Below are 16,746 nucleotides of genomic sequence, written 5' to 3'. Positions count from 1 at the left end.
AATGAAATTTGAAACCAAAGTTTAATTTGTGTTTGACCCATAAAAAAGACAAGGGAGTGAGTATCCCTTGTCTTTTTTTTATTTCATCTTATGTCCTCTGCGGGTTTGTACCTTATACAAAATAATCAATAAAACAAACCAGACCGGGGTGACAAACAAAGCAATACGTGTATCATTCGCCAGTGCCAATATGACAAGAATGAACGCGAGAAATGCAAGTGTTAAATAGTTGGATAATGGGTAAAAAGGCATTTTAAATTTGTTTGCTTTCGCTTCATGCTGCCTTGTTTTTCGATATTTCAAATGGCAAATCACCGTGATGCCCCAAATAAAAATGAAGCATATTGTAGAAACACTTGTAATCAGTGTGAAGACTTGCTCGGGCATTAAATAATTCAGACTAACGCCAATCAGAATGGCGATGGATGAAAAGAACAGCGCATTGCTTGGCACGTTAGAAGAAGTCAATTTCTTTAATAGTCCAGGTGCGTGATGATCCTTTGCAAGTGAATAGACCATTCGGCTTGTGCTGAATAAAGCGCTATTTGCAGCTGATGCGGCTGATGTTAATACAACAAAATTGATCAAACTGGCAGCCACAACGATGCCTACTGCAGAGAAGACCTGAACAAATGGGCTTTCGTTTGGATTCAACACATTCCAAGGATAGATACACATAATCACGAAAAGTGCGCCAACATAAAAAAGGAAAATCCGGACAGGGATTTGATTGATGGCTTTAGGGATCACTTTTTGGGGATTTTCTGTTTCACCTGCTGTCAGTCCGACAAGTTCAATACCCACGAAAGCGAAGACGACCATTTGGAAAGATAGGATAAACCCATGCCATCCATTTGGGAACATGCCGCCGTGGCTCCAAAGGTTGTTGAGGCTGGCAGGGCCGGAAGCTGCGGAAAAACCTTTCGCAATCAGGAGAATACCAGTTACGATCAGAGCCAGTATGGCAATGACTTTGATCAATGCAAACCAAAATTCTAATTCTCCGAAAAGTTTAACGGTGGCAAGGTTCATGATCAGCAGGATAATAAGCGCAAGAAGACCCGGCAGCCATTGAGGCACATCGGGAAGCCAATATTGCGTATAAATGCCGACCGCCGTTAAATCAGCCATCGCGAGGGAAATCCAACAGAACCAGTAGGTCCACCCAGTGATAAATGCTGCCATGTTTCCTAAATAGTCCCTTACAAAATCAACAAAAGAGTGGTATCCCGCATTTGATAAGAGCAGTTCTCCGAGCGAACGCATAATGAAAAAGCAAAATACGCCGGTGATCAAGTAAGCAAATAAAATGGATGGTCCTGCAAAATGGATGGATTTACCTGAACCTAAAAATAAACCTGTACCGATTGCACCTCCAATCGCCATTAATTGTATATGCCTGTTTTTAAGGCCTCTAGACAATTTCTGTTGCTGGCCAAAATTGTCTTTGCTAGAATTGCCTATCAATTTTATTTTCCTCCAGTAATAAAAAGATGAGTAAAGTTTTATCGGATATTATAACATTTAAAAGAATAGATACTTTTATTTTTAAATTTTAAAACTATTTTAAGTGCTGTTACATGTCTTGTGGCTCTATTTTTACTCGTGATTCTACCTGAATAGCAGAGTAAAACAGGAAAGTCATTTGGACAATCTGACAGGCTAGTTTGAATCGGTAACGATTTGTATAATTCATACCCACTATGTTTGAGACCTGCAGGGGGGATCAAATCGAGAGAATCGGAGATAAAGTTTTTAAGCTTACAGATTTCTTAACCTTCAAAGTGGATTGCAAAAATGACGAAGTTTTGCAAATTGTAATACTGTGGCGGTCACATATTGTGTCCGTCTTTTTAGTTGTGAGCGAACTTAAGAGGTTATATTTGGGTAATTTGTCATGATCTATAAGATTCATTTTTTGTCATTGATGATTTTGACATCATTACATTCCCCGAGAATGATAAACTGTTTACTGATTATTACTTTTGAAGGGGACTGGCCCTCCAGAACTGAGCATCTATCATACTAATATGAGATGCAAATTTATTCAAAATGTAAACATATACGCATAAAAGCCAGTTTTGTCAATCTGCTATAGAGACCTTTTTAAACGTGTATCAGCAGATAATCTCAACGCGGACTATAAAGTTTCGAAATATTCTTGTTAATGGCTTATCTAATAAGGACAAAGGATGATAGACGTGAGAAGAATAGATAAAATATACCATCAGCTCAAGCATAATTTTCATGATTCAACCTTAGATCATCTTTTAAAAATACAAGGGAATTCAGCAAAGGAGATTGCCGAGCAGCTGAAAATGGAGCGGTCCAATGTCAGCTTTGAATTGAACAATCTCGTCCGGTCCAAAAAGGTCATCAAAATTAAAACGTTTCCTGTAAGATACATCCCAGTCGAGATAGCAGAAAAATTATTCAACAAGAAATGGGATACAGAGATGATGGAAGTGAAAGACCTTCAGGCGTTTTCCGGAAATTCAAAGCAAAATCATCAACACATTTCCACGAATCCCCTAGAGCTTATGATAGGGGCAAAAGGGAGTTTGAAGAAAGCGATCTCCCAGGCAAAAGCAGCTGTCTTTTATCCGCCGAACGGTCTGCATATGCTCCTCCTAGGGCCGACTGGTTCCGGTAAATCCCTTTTTGCGAACCGAATTTACCAGTTTGCCATTTACTCTGACATATTGAAGGCCGGCGCACCATTTATTACATTTAACTGTGCAGACTACTACAACAACCCTCAATTATTGCTTTCTCAATTATTCGGACACAAAAAAGGTTCATTTACAGGTGCTGCCGAGGATAAGGCGGGTTTAGTCGAACAGGCCAATGGGGGCATTCTTTTTATGGATGAAATCCACCGTCTCCCTCCCGAGGGACAAGAAATGCTGTTTTATTTTATTGACAGCGGTTCTTATAACAGGCTTGGAGAATCTGAACATAAACGAACATCGAACGTATTGTTTATTTGTGCGACTACAGAAAATCCGAGTTCTGCACTATTGAAAACGTTTTTGCGAAGAATCCCAATGACCATACATATTCCTTCGCTTGAAGAACGATCACTTAAAGAAAGAGTGGATCTGACGACGTTTTTATTAGGGAAAGAAGCAGAGCGAATTAAGAAGAATCTGAGTGTGCATATCGATGTCTATAATGCGCTTATTCACTCTGCGAAATTTGGGAATGTCGGACAGCTGAAATCAAATGTCCAGTTAGTTTGCGCACACGGATTTTTGCATAACCTTGACAGAAATGAAGTTATTGAACTGACTGTTCGCGATCTGCCTGATGAAATCAAGCAAGAATGGATGTCCAGCAGCAAAAACATGCAAAGAAGCAAAGCCATTTCTGAATATGTCAATATTACAACGATTATCTCTCCGATTGTAGAAGATGAAACAACAAAAATTGACGAAGACCTCTCATTTAACTTATATCATTTGATTGAGGAAAAAGTGAAAACGCTTATGAAAGAAGGTTTATCCAAAAAGGATATTAACCAGTACATCTTGACTGATGTCCATTTGCATGTCAGAAGTTTTTTTCATCATCAAGCTTTTCAAAAAGACAACCTGCTGACATTCGTTGAAGATGATGTGATTCAAATGACAAAACAGTTAAAAGAAATAGCTGAACATGAGCTGGATTGCACATTTGACCGTAAGTTTATTTATTTCTTGAGTATGCATATTGACGCATTTTTAAAGCGAGGAAAGCAAATTGATGTTTTGAATACACAGGAGACAGATGAAATTCGTGATACTCATGTGAAAGAATATCGGGTGGCGATGATTTTTAAAGATAAAATTCAGGAATATTTTAAAGTGGCTATTCCTGAAATAGAAGTCATCTACTTAACGATGTTAATTCATTCCATCAAATCGTTAAAGGAGAACAAAAGAGTCGGTATTATCGTGGCTGCTCATGGAAACAGCACGGCGAGTTCAATGGTTGAAGTCGCGACAGAACTGCTGGGGAGTACGCCGATTGCAGCAGTTGACATGCCGCTTACTGTTTCACCTTCGGACATTCTTGAATGCGTAGCAGAAAAAATGAAACAGGTTGATGAAGGCGAAGGTGTTTTAATGCTGGTAGATATGGGGTCGCTTGCAATGCTGGAAAGCAGGCTGGAGGAAAAGACAGGCATTTCTATTAAAACGATCAGCAATGTTACGACTTCAATGGTGCTGGATGCTGTCAGAAAGGTCAACTATTTGAATTTAAATTTGCATGCGATCTATCAATCGGTCACGAAGGATTTTATCGAGTTGTGGGAGCGTCAGCCAGCGGCACCCGGCAAAAAGAAGGCATTGGTATCCATCTGCACCACGGGCAGCGGGACGGCCAAAAAGCTGGAAGACATTCTAACCACGATCGTAAACAAGGCCTCCGATACACCGATTCACATATTGACCGTATCATCGATTAAGCTGGCCAACAGCATAAAAGAAATCGAAAAAGAGTATGAAATCCTTGCGACAGTCGGAACGAAAGACCCTAAAATCAATGCTCCGCATGTATCTTTAGAAGTGTTAATTGAAGGGGAGGGAGAGAAGCTGATTCAACAGGCGATTACAAAAGGAAGCATCCCCTTGAGCAATGGATTGAACGAAGCAAATATGATTGTCAGGGAGCTTTGCGAGGATAGCCTGAAAAAATACCTTGTCTTCTTGAATCCCCACCATGTGATCGAAATGTTATTGGAGTGGCTGCAAACCGTTCAAGATGAGCTGGGGGTCATTTTCAATAATGCGGTTTTGATCAAAGTCATTATGCACACGGCTTTCGCCTTTGAAAGGGTAATTAAGCAGAATCCGATCGCTTTCTCAGAGGAAGAAGAGATCAATGATCAGCTGAAGGAATTGGTGTACGTGACAGAGCGAACATTAGCCCCTTATGAAGAAAAGCTCGGACTTCGCATAAGTGATGATGAAAAATTATTTATAGCCGCCATATTTGCTGAAGAAGTGCATGGCCAGCTGTTTTAAAAACAGTTTTTTCATATGAACCTGTATTAAATGGAACACCATTTTAATACAGGTTTATTTTTTTCGTTTTAAGTGTTTCAACAACAAATTGCGATTGGCTGAAATAACAATGAAAACGCTTAACACAACTGTGTTGGCACGATCCTTGCATTATATATGGATGTACAAAACAGGAAAGGAGCAATAGACATGATTTCAGTTATTATCAGCGGTCATGGAGATTTTCCCATAGCATTAAAAGAGTCTTCAGGGATGATATTCGGTGAAGAAAATAACCTGATTGCAGTGCCGTTTTTTAAAGGGGAAGGAATACAAACACTGCAAGAAAAATATCATCAGGCGCTCAAGGATATCCCGGAAGAACATGAAGTGCTTTTTTTAGTCGATATTTTTGGAGGGACGCCATATAACGCGGCTGCTTCCTTTATTGCTGAGGATCAAAGAATGGATATGGCAGCCGGCGTAAACCTGCCGATTCTGCTGGAGGTATTAAGCCTGAGAGAACATCTGGCTCTCAAAGATTTGCTGAACAACTTAAAAGCAATGAGTCAGCAAAGCTTTCAAGTGTGCAGTGAACATTTAGAAAAAGTAAAAACAGCCAATCAAGATACAAGAGAGGATGAATTATGATGAACATTGTGTTAGCAAGAATTGATGACCGCTTTATTCACGGCCAAATCCTGACAAGGTGGATAAAAGTCCATGCAGCCGACCGAATCATCGTTGTCTCCGACGATATTGCTCAGGACGAAATGAGAAAAACGCTGATCCTTTCTGTTGCGCCTTCAAATGTAAAGGCGAGTGCCGTCTCGGTTTCTAAAATGGCAAAAGCATTTCATAGTCCGCGCTACGAAGGGGTATCGGCAATGCTCTTGTTTGAAAATCCGTCCGATATTGTATCTCTTATAGAAGCAGGTGTACCGATCAAAACCGTAAACGTCGGGGGAATGCGTTTTGAAAATCACCGCAGGCAAATCACAAAATCAGTCAGTGTCACAGAACAAGATATAAAGGCATTTGAAACATTAAGTGACAAGGGCGTGAAACTGGAATTGAGGCAGCTGCCTTCAGATGCCAGTGAGGATTTTGTACAGATTTTACGGAACGTAACAAAATAATCAAGGGGATGAGAATATGTCTTCATTACAAATTATTTTGTTGTTAATCATTGCAGCAATCACCGGAATCGCAAGTGTATTGGATGAAGGGCAGACACACCGGCCGCTTGTGGCCTGTACGTTAGTTGGCTTGGTGCTCGGGGACTTAAAAACGGGAATTATTCTTGGAGGCACACTGGAGCTGATGGCGCTCGGCTGGATGAACGTCGGGCTTGCCATGGCGCCTGATACAGCGATCGCCTCTGTCATCTCAACCATTTTAGTTATTACCGCTGATCAGGGAATTGGCGAAGGGATTGCTGTCGCTGTTGCTTTAGCAGCTGCGGGTCAGGCGCTGACGATTTTTGTTCGGACGATCACTGTCTTTTTCATCCACCGCGCTGATCAATATGCGAAAGCGGGAAATATAAAAGGAATTGAAATTATGCATATTACCGCGATGGTGTTTCAAGCTTTGCGCGTCATGATTCCTACATTGATTGTTGCTTTAATTAGTGTCAGCGCTGTTCAGGCGTTCCTGGGAAATATTCCTGATGTCATTACAAAAGGACTGCAAATAGGCGGAGGCATTATTGTGGTTGTCGGGTATGCCATGGTGATCAATATGATGAATATTCCTTATTTAAAGCCATTTTTCTATATTGGTTTCTTATTAGCGGCGTTTACCGATTTTAACTTAGTGGGATTTGGAGCCCTTGGTCTCTGTCTGGCGCTTTTATACCAGCAGGTGATGCAAAAACAAAGCGCTCACGGAGCAGTCGCGGCCGCATCAGACAGTGGCAGTGTTGCTGTTTATGATGACGATGATGATGATCTTGATGCCTAAACGATGAGGGGGGAAGAAAAAATGGAGAAAGAAAAACGATTAACGAAGAAAGAAATTTTCAGCATGTTTATTCGTTCAAATTTTTTACTCGGTTCCTTTAACTTCGAACGTGTGCAGGCAATGGGATATTGTTATGTCATGATACCGGCGATCAAAAAATTGTACGGTCCCGGAGCGAAAAGAAACGAAGCCTTGCAGCGGCATTTGGAATGGTTTAATACACATCCGTGGCTGACAGCGCCTATATTTGGCGTGACGGCAGCCATGGAAGAAGAAATGGCGAACAATAAAGGAATTGACGGAAAAGCGATAAGCGGAATGAAAATCGGTTTGATGGGACCAATAGCGGGCGTAGGCGACCCAATTTTCTGGGGAACGATTCGTCCTGTCTTAGCTGCGCTAGGGGCCTCCCTTGCTTTAGGAGGAAACATTGCCGGCCCTTTGCTATTCTTTTTCTTGCTGAATGCCATAAGATTAAGCACAAAATATTATGGATTAAAGTATGGCTATGTGAAAGGAATGGAGATTCTTCAGGATTTAGCGGGGAATCGCATTCAAAAGCTTACAGAGGGCGCTTCGATTCTCGGGTTATTTGTTATGGGGGCTCTCGTGTCCAAATGGACCACCATCAACATTCCAATCGTTGTATCCAGGATTAAGGATGAAAGCGGAAAAGTAGATGTTCAAACTGTACAAAACGTGTTAGACAGCATTATGCCGGGTGCGCTGCCTCTCGGATTAACGTTATTGGTGGCATGGATGCTTCGCAAAGGGGTGAATCCTCTTCTCATTATTTGCGGCATCTTTGTCATCGGGATTCTCGGGTATTGGGCTGGATTCTTAGCATAAGGTGTGTGAAGGAAAAAGAGAGAAACTGCAGCAGTCTTTTCATATATAAATCATTCGGATAACAGCGAAACAGAGGAGAATTGCCAGAAACGGACCAGCTTGCTTAGCAGTCTCTCTTGAAAGTGTTCAAACATGAAGAGAGGAGCGAAGGAACAAATGAAAAAGAGACTTATTCAAGTCATGATCATGTTCACCCTGCTGTTGACTATGGCATTTTCGGCAGATGCAGCCGATTCAAGCTACTATGATGAGGATTACCGTCCTCAATACCACTTCACACCAGAGGCAAACTGGATGAATGACCCAAACGGAATGGTATATTATGCCGGGGAATATCACTTGTTCTATCAATACCATCCATACGGGCTTCAGTGGGGACCCATGCATTGGGGGCATGCCGTCAGCAAAGATTTGGTTACATGGGAACACCTTCCTGTTGCGCTGTATCCGGATGAAAAAGGCACGATCTTTTCTGGAAGCGCAGTTGTAGATAAAAATAACACAAGCGGTTTTCAAACAGGCAAAGAGAAGCCGCTTGTGGCCATTTATACACAGGATCGGGAAGGCCATCAAGTGCAAAGTATTGCCTATAGCAACGACAAAGGAAGAACATGGACGAAATACGCTGGCAACCCTGTCATTCCAAACCCGGGTAAAAAAGATTTTCGCGATCCAAAAGTCTTTTGGTATGAAAAAGAAAAAAAGTGGGTAATGGTGCTTGCGGCCGGTGACCGTATCCTCATTTATACATCAAAAAATCTGAAGCAGTGGACGTATGCAAGTGAATTTGGCCAGGATCAAGGAAGCCACGGGGGAGTATGGGAATGCCCGGATTTATTTGAGCTTCCGGTGGACGGCAATCCGAATCAAAAGAAATGGGTCATGCAGGTCAGTGTCGGAAACGGAGCGGTCTCGGGAGGATCAGGCATGCAATATTTTGTAGGGGACTTTGATGGAACTCATTTTAAAAATGAAAACCCGTCAAACAAAGTTCTCTGGACGGATTACGGCAGAGACTTTTATGCGGCTGTATCCTGGTCCGATATTCCATCAACAGACAGCCGCCGGCTATGGTTAGGGTGGATGAGCAATTGGCAATATGCGAATGATGTTCCGACATCCCCATGGAGAAGTGCAACGTCCATTCCAAGAGAGTTAAAATTGAAAGCGTTTACTGAAGGGATTAGAGTGGTCCAAACACCAGTGAAAGAGCTGGAAACCATTCGCGGGACCTCTAAGAAGTGGAAGAATCTGACCATATCGCCTGCAAGTCATAATGTGTTAGCAGGGCAATCTGGAGATGCCTATGAAATAAATGCAGAATTTAAAGTAAGCCCTGGTTCAGCTGCTGAATTTGGTTTTAAGGTCCGAACAGGTGAAAATCAATTTACGAAGGTCGGCTATGACCGAAGGAACGCCAAATTGTTCGTTGACCGGAGCGAGTCGGGCAACAATACCTTTAATCCGGCCTTTAACACCGGAAAAGAAACAGCCCCATTGAAGCCGGTAAATGGGAAGGTTAAGATGCGCATTTTTGTTGACCGCTCTTCGGTTGAAGTATTTGGGAATGACGGAAAGCAGGTCATAACGGATATTATTCTCCCAGACCGATCAAGCAAAGGGCTTGAATTATATGCTGCAAATGGCGGTGTAAAGGTAAAATCTTTAACGATACACCCTTTGAAAAAGGTATGGGGAACGTCACCTTTTATGTCCAATTTGACCGGCTGGACGACTGTAAATGGCACATGGGCCGACACAATTGAGGGGAAACAAGGGAGGTCGGACGGAGATTCCTTTATCTTGTCTTCAGCATCCGGGTCAGACTTCACTTATGAATCTGATATCACCATTAAGGATGGAAACGGAAGAGGGGCAGGAGCACTTATGTTTCGCTCTGACAAAGATGCCAAAAACGGTTACCTTGCCAATGTGGATGCGAAGCATGATCTAGTGAAATTCTTTAAATTTGAGAATGGTGCTGCTTCTGTCATTGCTGAATACAAAACACCGATAGACGTTAATAAAAAGTATCATCTGAAAACAGAGGCCGAGGGCGATCGCTTTAAAATCTATTTAGATGATCGTCTTGTGATTGATGCAAATGATTCCGCATTTTCAGAAGGCCAATTTGGCTTGAATGTGTGGGACGCGACTGCTGTCTTTCAGAATGTAAAGAAGGAGTCTTAATGTTAAAAAAGGCACAGACCTGAACAGTCTGTGCCTTCTCGTTTTATTTTAACAAATTTAATGATTCGCGGTTAAATGCTTCCAAATCATCAGGTGTTCTGCTTGTGACAATGTTGTGGCTGACGACTACTTCTGCATCTTTGTAGTTTGCACCGGCATTGATTAAATCTTTGCGGATGCTGCGGTAGCCTGTGATATCTTTGCCTTTTAGAAGATCCGTATCAATCAGTACTTGCGGGCCGTGGCAAATTGCGAAAACAGGTTTTTTGTTTTCGACAAATGCTTTTGCGAATTCACCCGGACGGTCATCTGCACGAAGCAAATCCGGAGAGAATCCCCCAGGAATTAAAAGTGCATCAAAGTCACTTGCATCCACATCAGAGATGGCTTTGTCAATCTTTACTTTCTCGCCATGCTTACCGGTAACTTCTTTGCCGGCTTCCAAATCGATAGCCACAACACTGTAGCCAGCTTCTTCGTATGCTTTTACCGGACTTGTATATTCGATGTCTTCGAATTGGTCTGTAACAAGAACTGCAATTTTTTTGCTCATAAAAAACCCTCCTAATAACTCTCTATTCATAGAATAACAGGAAGATTGACCGGCCTTCAAAATATTTGCTTAACGAGATCGTTTTTCGTGAGTTTCATTATAAGCGGTTCAGCCCATATAAGGATTAACCTATTACAATGTGGAAATATCAATCACAAATCGATAACGGACATCGCTTCGGAGGATACGTTCGTATGCTTCGTCCACTTGGTCAGCTCCGATGACTTCGATTTTAGGTTCGATGCCATGCTCAGCTGCGAAATCCAGCATCTCTTGAGTTTCTTGAATTCCGCCGACTAGAGAACCTGCAATGCTGCGGCGCCCCATGATTAGGGAAAACACACTGTATGTGTCCGGCTTGGCAGGAGCTCCAACGTTTACAAGTGTCCCGTCTATACGAAGCAATGATAAATAGGCATCTACATCGAGATTTGCCGATACCGTATTTAAGATCACGTCAAAACGCCCGGCCAATGCAGTGAATGTGGCTGGGTCACTTGTTGCAAAGTAATGATTTGCCCCGAGTTCCAGAGCTTCCTCTTTCTTATTCATGGAGCGGCTCAGAACGGTTACCTCTGCACCCATCGCATGTGCAAATTGAATCGCCAAATGTCCAAGGCCACCCACGCCTACAATCGCAACCTTTTTACCAGGGCCAACATTCCAGTGTTTCAGCGGAGAATATGTTGTGATACCTGCACACAACAGCGGACTGGCAACATCCATTTCCAAACGATCTGGGATTCGAACAACAAATCTGTCAGTGACAACGATTTTTTGGCTGTACCCGCCATAAGTGGGGTTTCCGTCGTAGTCTACTGAGTTATACGTTTGAACAACACCCTTCGTGCAGAATTGTTCCTCTCCGTTGAGACAGTATTCGCATTCTCCGCAAGAGTCAACAAAACAGCCGACACCAACGCGGTCTCCGACAGCAAACTTGGTGACTTCTGTTCCAACGGCTGTTACAACACCGGCTATTTCATGTCCAGGCACCATTGGGAAGATGCCACCGCCCCATTCATCAAAAGCACTATGAATGTCTGAATGGCAAATACCGCTGAATTTAATATCGATTAAGACATCGTGCGGCCGTAATTCTCTTCGCTCAATCGTCGTTTGTTCAAATTTGGCTTTTGCATGTGACACGCTTAATACACGGGTTTGATGTTGATTACACATATGAACCTATCCTTTCTTCATCATAAGTGTTGTAAATAAAAACATGCACTTATTTATGTTTTATGGTGTCTTCAACATAACGATAAACCTTAAAGTCTGCTTTAAGGCAAGGGTTTTTTTAAAAAACCATTTAAAATGAACCTGATTTATAAGGTGAGATACAGTCAGAATGCAGAAGCTGTAATCATGCTGCGATCCCGGGGTGAAAGTTGTTCCTCTCTTGCCCAAATGTCACCGAATAGAACATCATCATGAAGTTCAGCAAACTTTGGCGTAAATTCTCCTAATTGTTCTCTTCCGGCAGTTTGTTTATTTGCCATTCAGCAATCCCTCCATCTACACTGTTTTTATTGCATGGAGAAGTATAGAGTTTAAAGTGTGCTTTAAGGCAAGTCCCGAATATATAAACCCAGATTCAGCACTTGTTTTGAGCTTGACTTAAAGTTAACTTTAAGTGTTACCTTCACAACATACAGGATAGAGAGGTGAAGATCATGAATATTGCTCAGGTGGCAAAGCAGTTTGGCCTGACAGCCGCAACACTCCGATATTACGAACGTGTAGGATTAATCCCGCCTGTAAAACGAAAAGACAGCGGCATTCGCGACTATGATGAAGAAGATATCAAATGGATTGAATTCATTAAATGCATGCGAAATGCGGGACTATCGATAGAAGCGCTAATTGAATATACAACATTATTTACCGAAGGTGACCGTACAGTAGAAGCTCGAAAAAATATCCTGGCTGACGAACGACAGCGGCTGATAGAGAAGCGGAAAGAAATTGATGAAACAATTAAAAGATTAGACACAAAAATTAAAGATTATGATGGGAAATTGCGCGAAAACGAGGCAAAGCTCAAAAGCAGGCCTAAAACGGAAAGTCTTCACGGATCAGTGGAGCAAAGAAGGTAGCATTCCTTGCGTTTGAAGAGGGCAGGTTAAAACGAAGGATTTTGATTCTGGCCTGTTTCTCCATCAAGAGATCGCATAAAAAGAGGTGGTTACGATTCCTTATTTGGATTGGAGAATTTGCAAACATTATCGGAGATCAGATGGAGAAAAGCGGTTAATCTATTTACGGTCATAGGACCTGAACAAACAGTGTTCATTTTGAAGCTGAGGAACAGTTGTGGCCAATCAATACTGTTCCTCAGCAAATCAGTCATTGTATGTTAAAGGGTTGGCAATTGAATGGCTGTATCAATATTTTTTAAATTCAGCTTGACTTGTTCGTCAGGGTTCCAAGGATGGTACCAGCCTTTTTCCATCATATAGCTCGAGAGTTGTTCGTGCATATCGAGTGCTTCTTCCAAATGGCGGATAAGGACTTCTTTTACTTCAGGCGTTCCGGCTTCAGTGGCTGCCATCGCATAATTTCTGACTCCGTTTTTTGCTGAAATTAATAAGTCCATAGCAATGATTTGGTCTGTTAGAACATTCATGCCAGTCAGATATTCTATGATAGGATTCATGATTTATTCATCTCCTCATTCGTGCTTTGCATTAGATAAAATAGAGGCAAATTCCTGCAGCTGGCGTGTGGTGATATCAACATCTTGCTGCATGATTTTTTTCAGCTTCGGATCAGATACCAGTGCTTTCATTGTTTTAGATTTCGTCAAACAAAGTGTCTTAAATGAAGTCATTTCCTGAACCTCAAGCACTTCGTGTAAGGCGTATTCCATTTCTGTAACCTCCGTTTTTTAAGGCTTTAACACAACTTTGATACAATCATCCATTTTTGAATCAAAAATGTCATAGCCATGCTTAGCTTCACTAAGCGGCAGGACATGGCTGACAACATCTCCCGGATCAATTTTGCCTGTCGATACTAGTTCAAACATGTACGGCATATAGTGGATCACCGGAGCCTGGCCAGAGCGTATATTGACGTTTCGCTGCATAATATCTCCTAACGGAAAACCGTTATATCTGCCTCCGTACACACCTGTAATTTGTATGGTTCCTCCTTTGCGAACAGCTTGAGAGGCAATGACCAATGCACTCATTGTTCCGCCATGAAGCTTTAATCCGCTGGCAAGGAACTCGAGATCGCTCATTTTACCATCCATCCCAACAGCGTCAATGACTACATCCGCTCCGCCTTTCGTGATTTCCTTTAAATAATTCCCTGTATTCTCATGGTCTTCAAAATTAACGATTTCTACTTTGTTTGTACGTTTCGCATGCTGTAAGCGATAGTTTACATAGTCAACTGCTATGACGCGTTTTGCGCCTTTTAGCCAACAAAACTTTTGAGCAAACAGGCCGACTGGTCCGCAGCCGAGAACGATAACTGTATCGCCTTTTTTTACGCCGGCATTATCCACACTCCAAAAGCCGGTGGTCATGGCATCGGCAATCACGCTTAATTTCTCATCGGGTTCCTCACAAGATTCAGGGATTTTAAAATGGGTAAAATTCGCAAACGGCACTCTTAAATATTCCGCTTGCCCGCCTGGATAACCGCCAGTTTGCCCTGAATAGCCGAAATAAGCACCCATTTCCCCATTGTCATTAGACTGATCACATTGGCTTTCCAGTTGGTTTTTACAAAAAAAACATTCACCGCAGGCGATCGTAAAAGGGATAATGACGCGGTCACCTTTTTTGACCTTTGTAACCCCTGGCCCAACTTCTTCAACAATTCCCATCGGTTCATGGCCGATGACATAGTCTTCATGGAGATTAGGAATCAATCCATGGATTAAGTGTAAATCTGATCCGCAAATGGCTGTACTGGTGACTTTGATAATCATGTCATCGGATTTTTCAATCTTTGGATCGGGGACATCTTTGACAACAACATTTTTAATGCCTTGATACGTTACTGCCTTCATGCTGTAAAACCTCCAGTGTTAGTGTTCATCAGGTGTCCGGTCAAACATCCCTTTGCGATTTGTTTCATCAGGAAAGAGGTTCATATTGCCGACCATGATCGTGTTTTTTGCAGAGAGCTGATCCAGCTTATACTGTTCGCTCAGCTCATATGGATGGAACCACTTTTTGCTGATCATCAGTTCCGTAATCTCTTGGTGCATCGCAATTCCTTGCATCAGCTGTTTCCGAAGCAGTGCTCTTACATCTGGTGAAGCGGTTTCTGTCAAAGCTACAGCAGTATTCCTTACGCCTTCCTTAGCTCGTATAAGAAAATCCATCGCGAATGTAGTGTCTGCTAGTTCAGGCACATTCAGCGAATTAATGGGGTCTAAATGATCATTATTCAAAGAGGCTTACCTTCCTTTCAATTGATGATTGGCGTTGGGCGGCTTTGAGGGACAGGGGCCTGAAATGAGGCACGCTCATAAACCGCTTGTAATTCAGTAAGGTCTTGAATGGATTGCTGTACATCTTTTTCCATCAAGTCCTTCAGTTCTTGGTCAAACACAAGCCCTTGCATTAACTTTGATTTCGCTATACAAAGTGTTTTAAAGTTCACGATTTCATGTAAGTCAACAGCCTCATGAGCTGCCAATGTTTGATGATCCATATTGATGTAACCTCCTTTTATCAACGTTACATTTCCCGAAATGAAGTTGAAGCATACAGAAAATACACTCGGTATCATTTTTTGTTTTAAGAATCGCTGTTTTTGCTCGTTCTTATGACATGGACTAAACTGCACTTAAATCAGATATAAGGGTGAAGTGTGGAAATTTATTTATGGAAACTTGACATAGGGCTGTCAGGTTTCTTTGGTATCATTAAATTGGATGACCAGTAAAAGTATGGTTTTATAGGAGGCACTCGATATGAAGCTGTTACAAATTAGACTGTTGGTGAATGATTTTAAGAAAAGCGTCGAGTTTTATAAAGATTCATTAGGACTTCCAATAAGTTGGTTAGAGAATGAAATGGAATATGCACTCTTTGATAATGGGGAAACGAAAATAGAGCTTTTATCTCGAGAAACGATGGCTGAAATCGTTGGAGAGGAAAAAAAGTCCTTGGAAGGAGAAGCTCAATCAAAATTTTTGCTTCAGTTTAAGGTAGAAGATGTTGATAAAACGTATGACGATTTACACGAAAAAGGAGTTAAATGTGAGAATAAACCGCATGATCGCAAGGAATGGAGTGCCCGAGTTGCTCACTTCAGAGATCCAGATCATAATCTGATTGAAATATATAAAATGTTATGATTTTTCGACTCGCAAAATCATAGAATAACGTTTGATAACGTACCTAATCATTTTTATACGCCCTGGTAAAAGAAAGCAAAGTCATAATAGGTTGCGGACACTGAACTTGCAGCATTTACGCTGATTTGTATGGTGTCCGTTTTTGATTGGTGAAAAAGGTGGAGTATCTATGAATCGAGAAGAAGCGTGGATACAAGGAAGCAGTACACTGATTGAGTTAATTGGTGGAAACGAAGCCGCTTGATCCATGTCCTTTTTCCTGATTGTCAATCGTGATTACCGACTGGACAAATGATTAAGAGCCAAATGTAACACACCATCAATATCAAGCCTGACTACCATTTATTTTGTATCCTTAATTGTCGAAAACATAGGAATAATTCCACTTTTGAAAGATCTAGTTTATGGTACATTGATAAATATATGGGAGGGGAGGGGGCATGGTATCTGAAAGTAAATCCTTAACTGGATGTAAGAAAGTCAAACGTACGGCATTTATAAGGGGAGGGTATAAGGTGAATAAGTTAAAGAGGCTAAGTATGCTAACGGTGATGATTGCATCTGTGTTCATTTTTTCTAGCCATGCACTTGCGGCTCAGTATTATACGGTTTCAACAAGCAGCGGTGCTCCTGTCAACATGCGCAGCGGCCCAGGTACAAGTTGGGGAATTGTAACGACCATTCCGAGCGGAACCCGCATCCCGATCTATTGCTACAAAACCGGTACAACTGTAACTGGAAAGTATGGAACGAGCAATATTTGGAATTACACAGAGCGGACGCTTGCCAGCGGGGAGATCGTTCCTGGATTTGTCTCTGATACATATATGTATACAGGCTCAGACGGTCCGGTTGTTCCTAAATGCAGCTGGTAG

19 protein-coding genes and 2 pseudogenes are annotated in these 16,746 nt (G+C 41.9%); 11 read left to right on the top strand and 10 right to left on the bottom strand.

Translation table 11 applies throughout. From position 1 onward, the window contains the following. Positions 1-78: 78 nt before the first annotated feature. Both M1D65_RS13115 and M1D65_RS13110 read right to left on the bottom strand, forming a co-directional pair. Positions 79-1,467: an amino acid permease gene (locus M1D65_RS13115; RefSeq protein ID WP_446014803.1), complete on the bottom strand. Its 1,389-nt coding sequence runs from the start codon at positions 1,465-1,467 to the stop codon at positions 79-81. Between the two features lie 38 nt (positions 1,468-1,505). Beyond that, a pseudogene (locus M1D65_RS13110) lies at positions 1,506-1,645 on the bottom strand (hypothetical protein). Positions 1,646-2,201: 556 nt separating this feature from the next. On the opposite strand from M1D65_RS13110, the gene levR reads away from it, so the two are divergent. The 7 genes from levR (at position 2,202) to sacC (ending at position 9,992) form a co-directional block, all read left to right on the top strand. Then, positions 2,202-5,009 carry a transcriptional regulator LevR gene (gene levR / locus M1D65_RS13105; protein WP_124072909.1) on the top strand — a complete coding sequence of 936 codons (2,808 nt, stop codon included), beginning with the start codon at positions 2,202-2,204 and terminating at the stop codon, positions 5,007-5,009. Between the two features lie 189 nt (positions 5,010-5,198). Then, complete coding sequence (levD, locus tag M1D65_RS13100; protein WP_003246144.1) at positions 5,199-5,639, top strand: PTS fructose transporter subunit IIA; 441 nt, start codon at positions 5,199-5,201, stop codon at positions 5,637-5,639. Beyond that, entirely contained in the window at positions 5,639-6,127 is a 489-nt protein-coding gene (levE, locus tag M1D65_RS13095) for a PTS fructose transporter subunit IIB (protein ID WP_456270870.1), read from the top strand. The genes levD and levE overlap by 1 nt, the downstream gene beginning before the upstream one ends. A 16-nt stretch (positions 6,128-6,143) precedes the next feature. After that, positions 6,144-6,953, top strand: coding sequence for a PTS fructose transporter subunit IIC (gene levF, locus M1D65_RS13090; protein WP_003229833.1), 810 nt, complete (start codon positions 6,144-6,146; stop codon positions 6,951-6,953). Positions 6,954-6,974: 21 nt separating this feature from the next. After that, positions 6,975-7,802, top strand: a complete 828-nt coding sequence (gene levG / locus M1D65_RS13085) for a PTS fructose transporter subunit IID (protein ID WP_003229834.1) — start codon at positions 6,975-6,977, stop codon at positions 7,800-7,802. A gap of 116 nt (positions 7,803-7,918) precedes the next feature. Next, entirely contained in the window at positions 7,919-8,050 is a 132-nt protein-coding gene (locus tag M1D65_RS13080; protein WP_223497671.1) for a hypothetical protein, read from the top strand. Next, positions 7,989-9,992: a levanase gene (gene sacC / locus M1D65_RS13075; protein ID WP_250621120.1), complete on the top strand. Its 2,004-nt coding sequence runs from the start codon at positions 7,989-7,991 to the stop codon at positions 9,990-9,992. The genes M1D65_RS13080 and sacC overlap by 62 nt, the downstream gene beginning before the upstream one ends. A 43-nt stretch (positions 9,993-10,035) precedes the next feature. Here the strand turns inward: sacC and yraA are convergent, their stop codons facing one another. The 3 genes and pseudogenes from yraA to M1D65_RS13060 form a co-directional block, all read right to left on the bottom strand. Next, positions 10,036-10,545 carry a cysteine protease YraA gene (yraA, locus tag M1D65_RS13070; RefSeq protein WP_003229836.1) on the bottom strand — a complete coding sequence of 170 codons (510 nt, stop codon included), beginning with the start codon at positions 10,543-10,545 and terminating at the stop codon, positions 10,036-10,038. A gap of 132 nt (positions 10,546-10,677) precedes the next feature. Then, on the bottom strand, positions 10,678-11,727 hold the full coding sequence (gene adhA, locus M1D65_RS13065) for a formaldehyde dehydrogenase AdhA (RefSeq protein WP_049141093.1): 1,050 nt from the start codon (positions 11,725-11,727) through the stop codon (positions 10,678-10,680). A 130-nt stretch (positions 11,728-11,857) separates the two neighbouring features. Beyond that, positions 11,858-12,047: pseudogene (locus tag M1D65_RS13060) on the bottom strand (carboxymuconolactone decarboxylase family protein). A gap of 174 nt (positions 12,048-12,221) precedes the next feature. Between M1D65_RS13060 and adhR the strand changes: the two are divergent. Then, positions 12,222-12,644 carry an aldehyde stress transcriptional regulator AdhR gene (gene adhR / locus M1D65_RS13055; protein WP_004398725.1) on the top strand — a complete coding sequence of 141 codons (423 nt, stop codon included), beginning with the start codon at positions 12,222-12,224 and terminating at the stop codon, positions 12,642-12,644. Between the two features lie 260 nt (positions 12,645-12,904). On the opposite strand, the gene M1D65_RS13050 is transcribed toward adhR, so the two are convergent. From M1D65_RS13050 to M1D65_RS13030, 5 genes are read right to left on the bottom strand one after another with little or no spacing between them, the layout of a single operon-like run. Next, positions 12,905-13,204: a spore coat protein gene (locus M1D65_RS13050; RefSeq protein WP_003246006.1), complete on the bottom strand. Its 300-nt coding sequence runs from the start codon at positions 13,202-13,204 to the stop codon at positions 12,905-12,907. 15 nt (positions 13,205-13,219) lie between these two features. Further along, complete coding sequence (locus M1D65_RS13045) at positions 13,220-13,417, bottom strand: hypothetical protein (protein WP_124072911.1); 198 nt, start codon at positions 13,415-13,417, stop codon at positions 13,220-13,222. 18 nt (positions 13,418-13,435) lie between these two features. After that, positions 13,436-14,572, bottom strand: a complete 1,137-nt coding sequence (locus M1D65_RS13040; RefSeq protein WP_021480189.1) for a zinc-dependent alcohol dehydrogenase — start codon at positions 14,570-14,572, stop codon at positions 13,436-13,438. An 18-nt stretch (positions 14,573-14,590) separates the two neighbouring features. Next, positions 14,591-14,959, bottom strand: coding sequence for a spore coat protein (locus M1D65_RS13035; protein WP_009967868.1), 369 nt, complete (start codon positions 14,957-14,959; stop codon positions 14,591-14,593). 17 nt (positions 14,960-14,976) lie between these two features. Continuing rightward, a complete protein-coding gene (locus M1D65_RS13030) occupies positions 14,977-15,222 on the bottom strand; it encodes a spore coat protein F-like protein YraG (protein WP_003229845.1) in 246 nt (81 codons plus the stop codon). A gap of 262 nt (positions 15,223-15,484) precedes the next feature. Between M1D65_RS13030 and M1D65_RS13025 the strand changes: the two genes are divergently transcribed. The 3 genes from M1D65_RS13025 to M1D65_RS13015 all read left to right on the top strand — a co-directional run bounded on the left by M1D65_RS13025 (position 15,485) and on the right by M1D65_RS13015 (position 16,746). Beyond that, positions 15,485-15,871, top strand: coding sequence for a VOC family protein (locus M1D65_RS13025; protein ID WP_004398984.1), 387 nt, complete (start codon positions 15,485-15,487; stop codon positions 15,869-15,871). Positions 15,872-16,013: 142 nt separating this feature from the next. Then, complete coding sequence (locus M1D65_RS13020) at positions 16,014-16,115, top strand: hypothetical protein (protein WP_119123071.1); 102 nt, start codon at positions 16,014-16,016, stop codon at positions 16,113-16,115. A 271-nt stretch (positions 16,116-16,386) separates the two neighbouring features. After that, positions 16,387-16,746 (top strand): SH3 domain-containing protein, encoded by a 360-nt coding sequence (locus tag M1D65_RS13015; RefSeq protein ID WP_004399021.1) that lies wholly within the window; start codon positions 16,387-16,389, stop codon positions 16,744-16,746.

It is taken from the genome of Bacillus sp. JZ39, assembly GCF_053903145.1.
The sequence above is the reverse complement of the archived record's forward strand: the minus strand, read 5'-3'. Positions and strand labels throughout refer to the sequence as shown.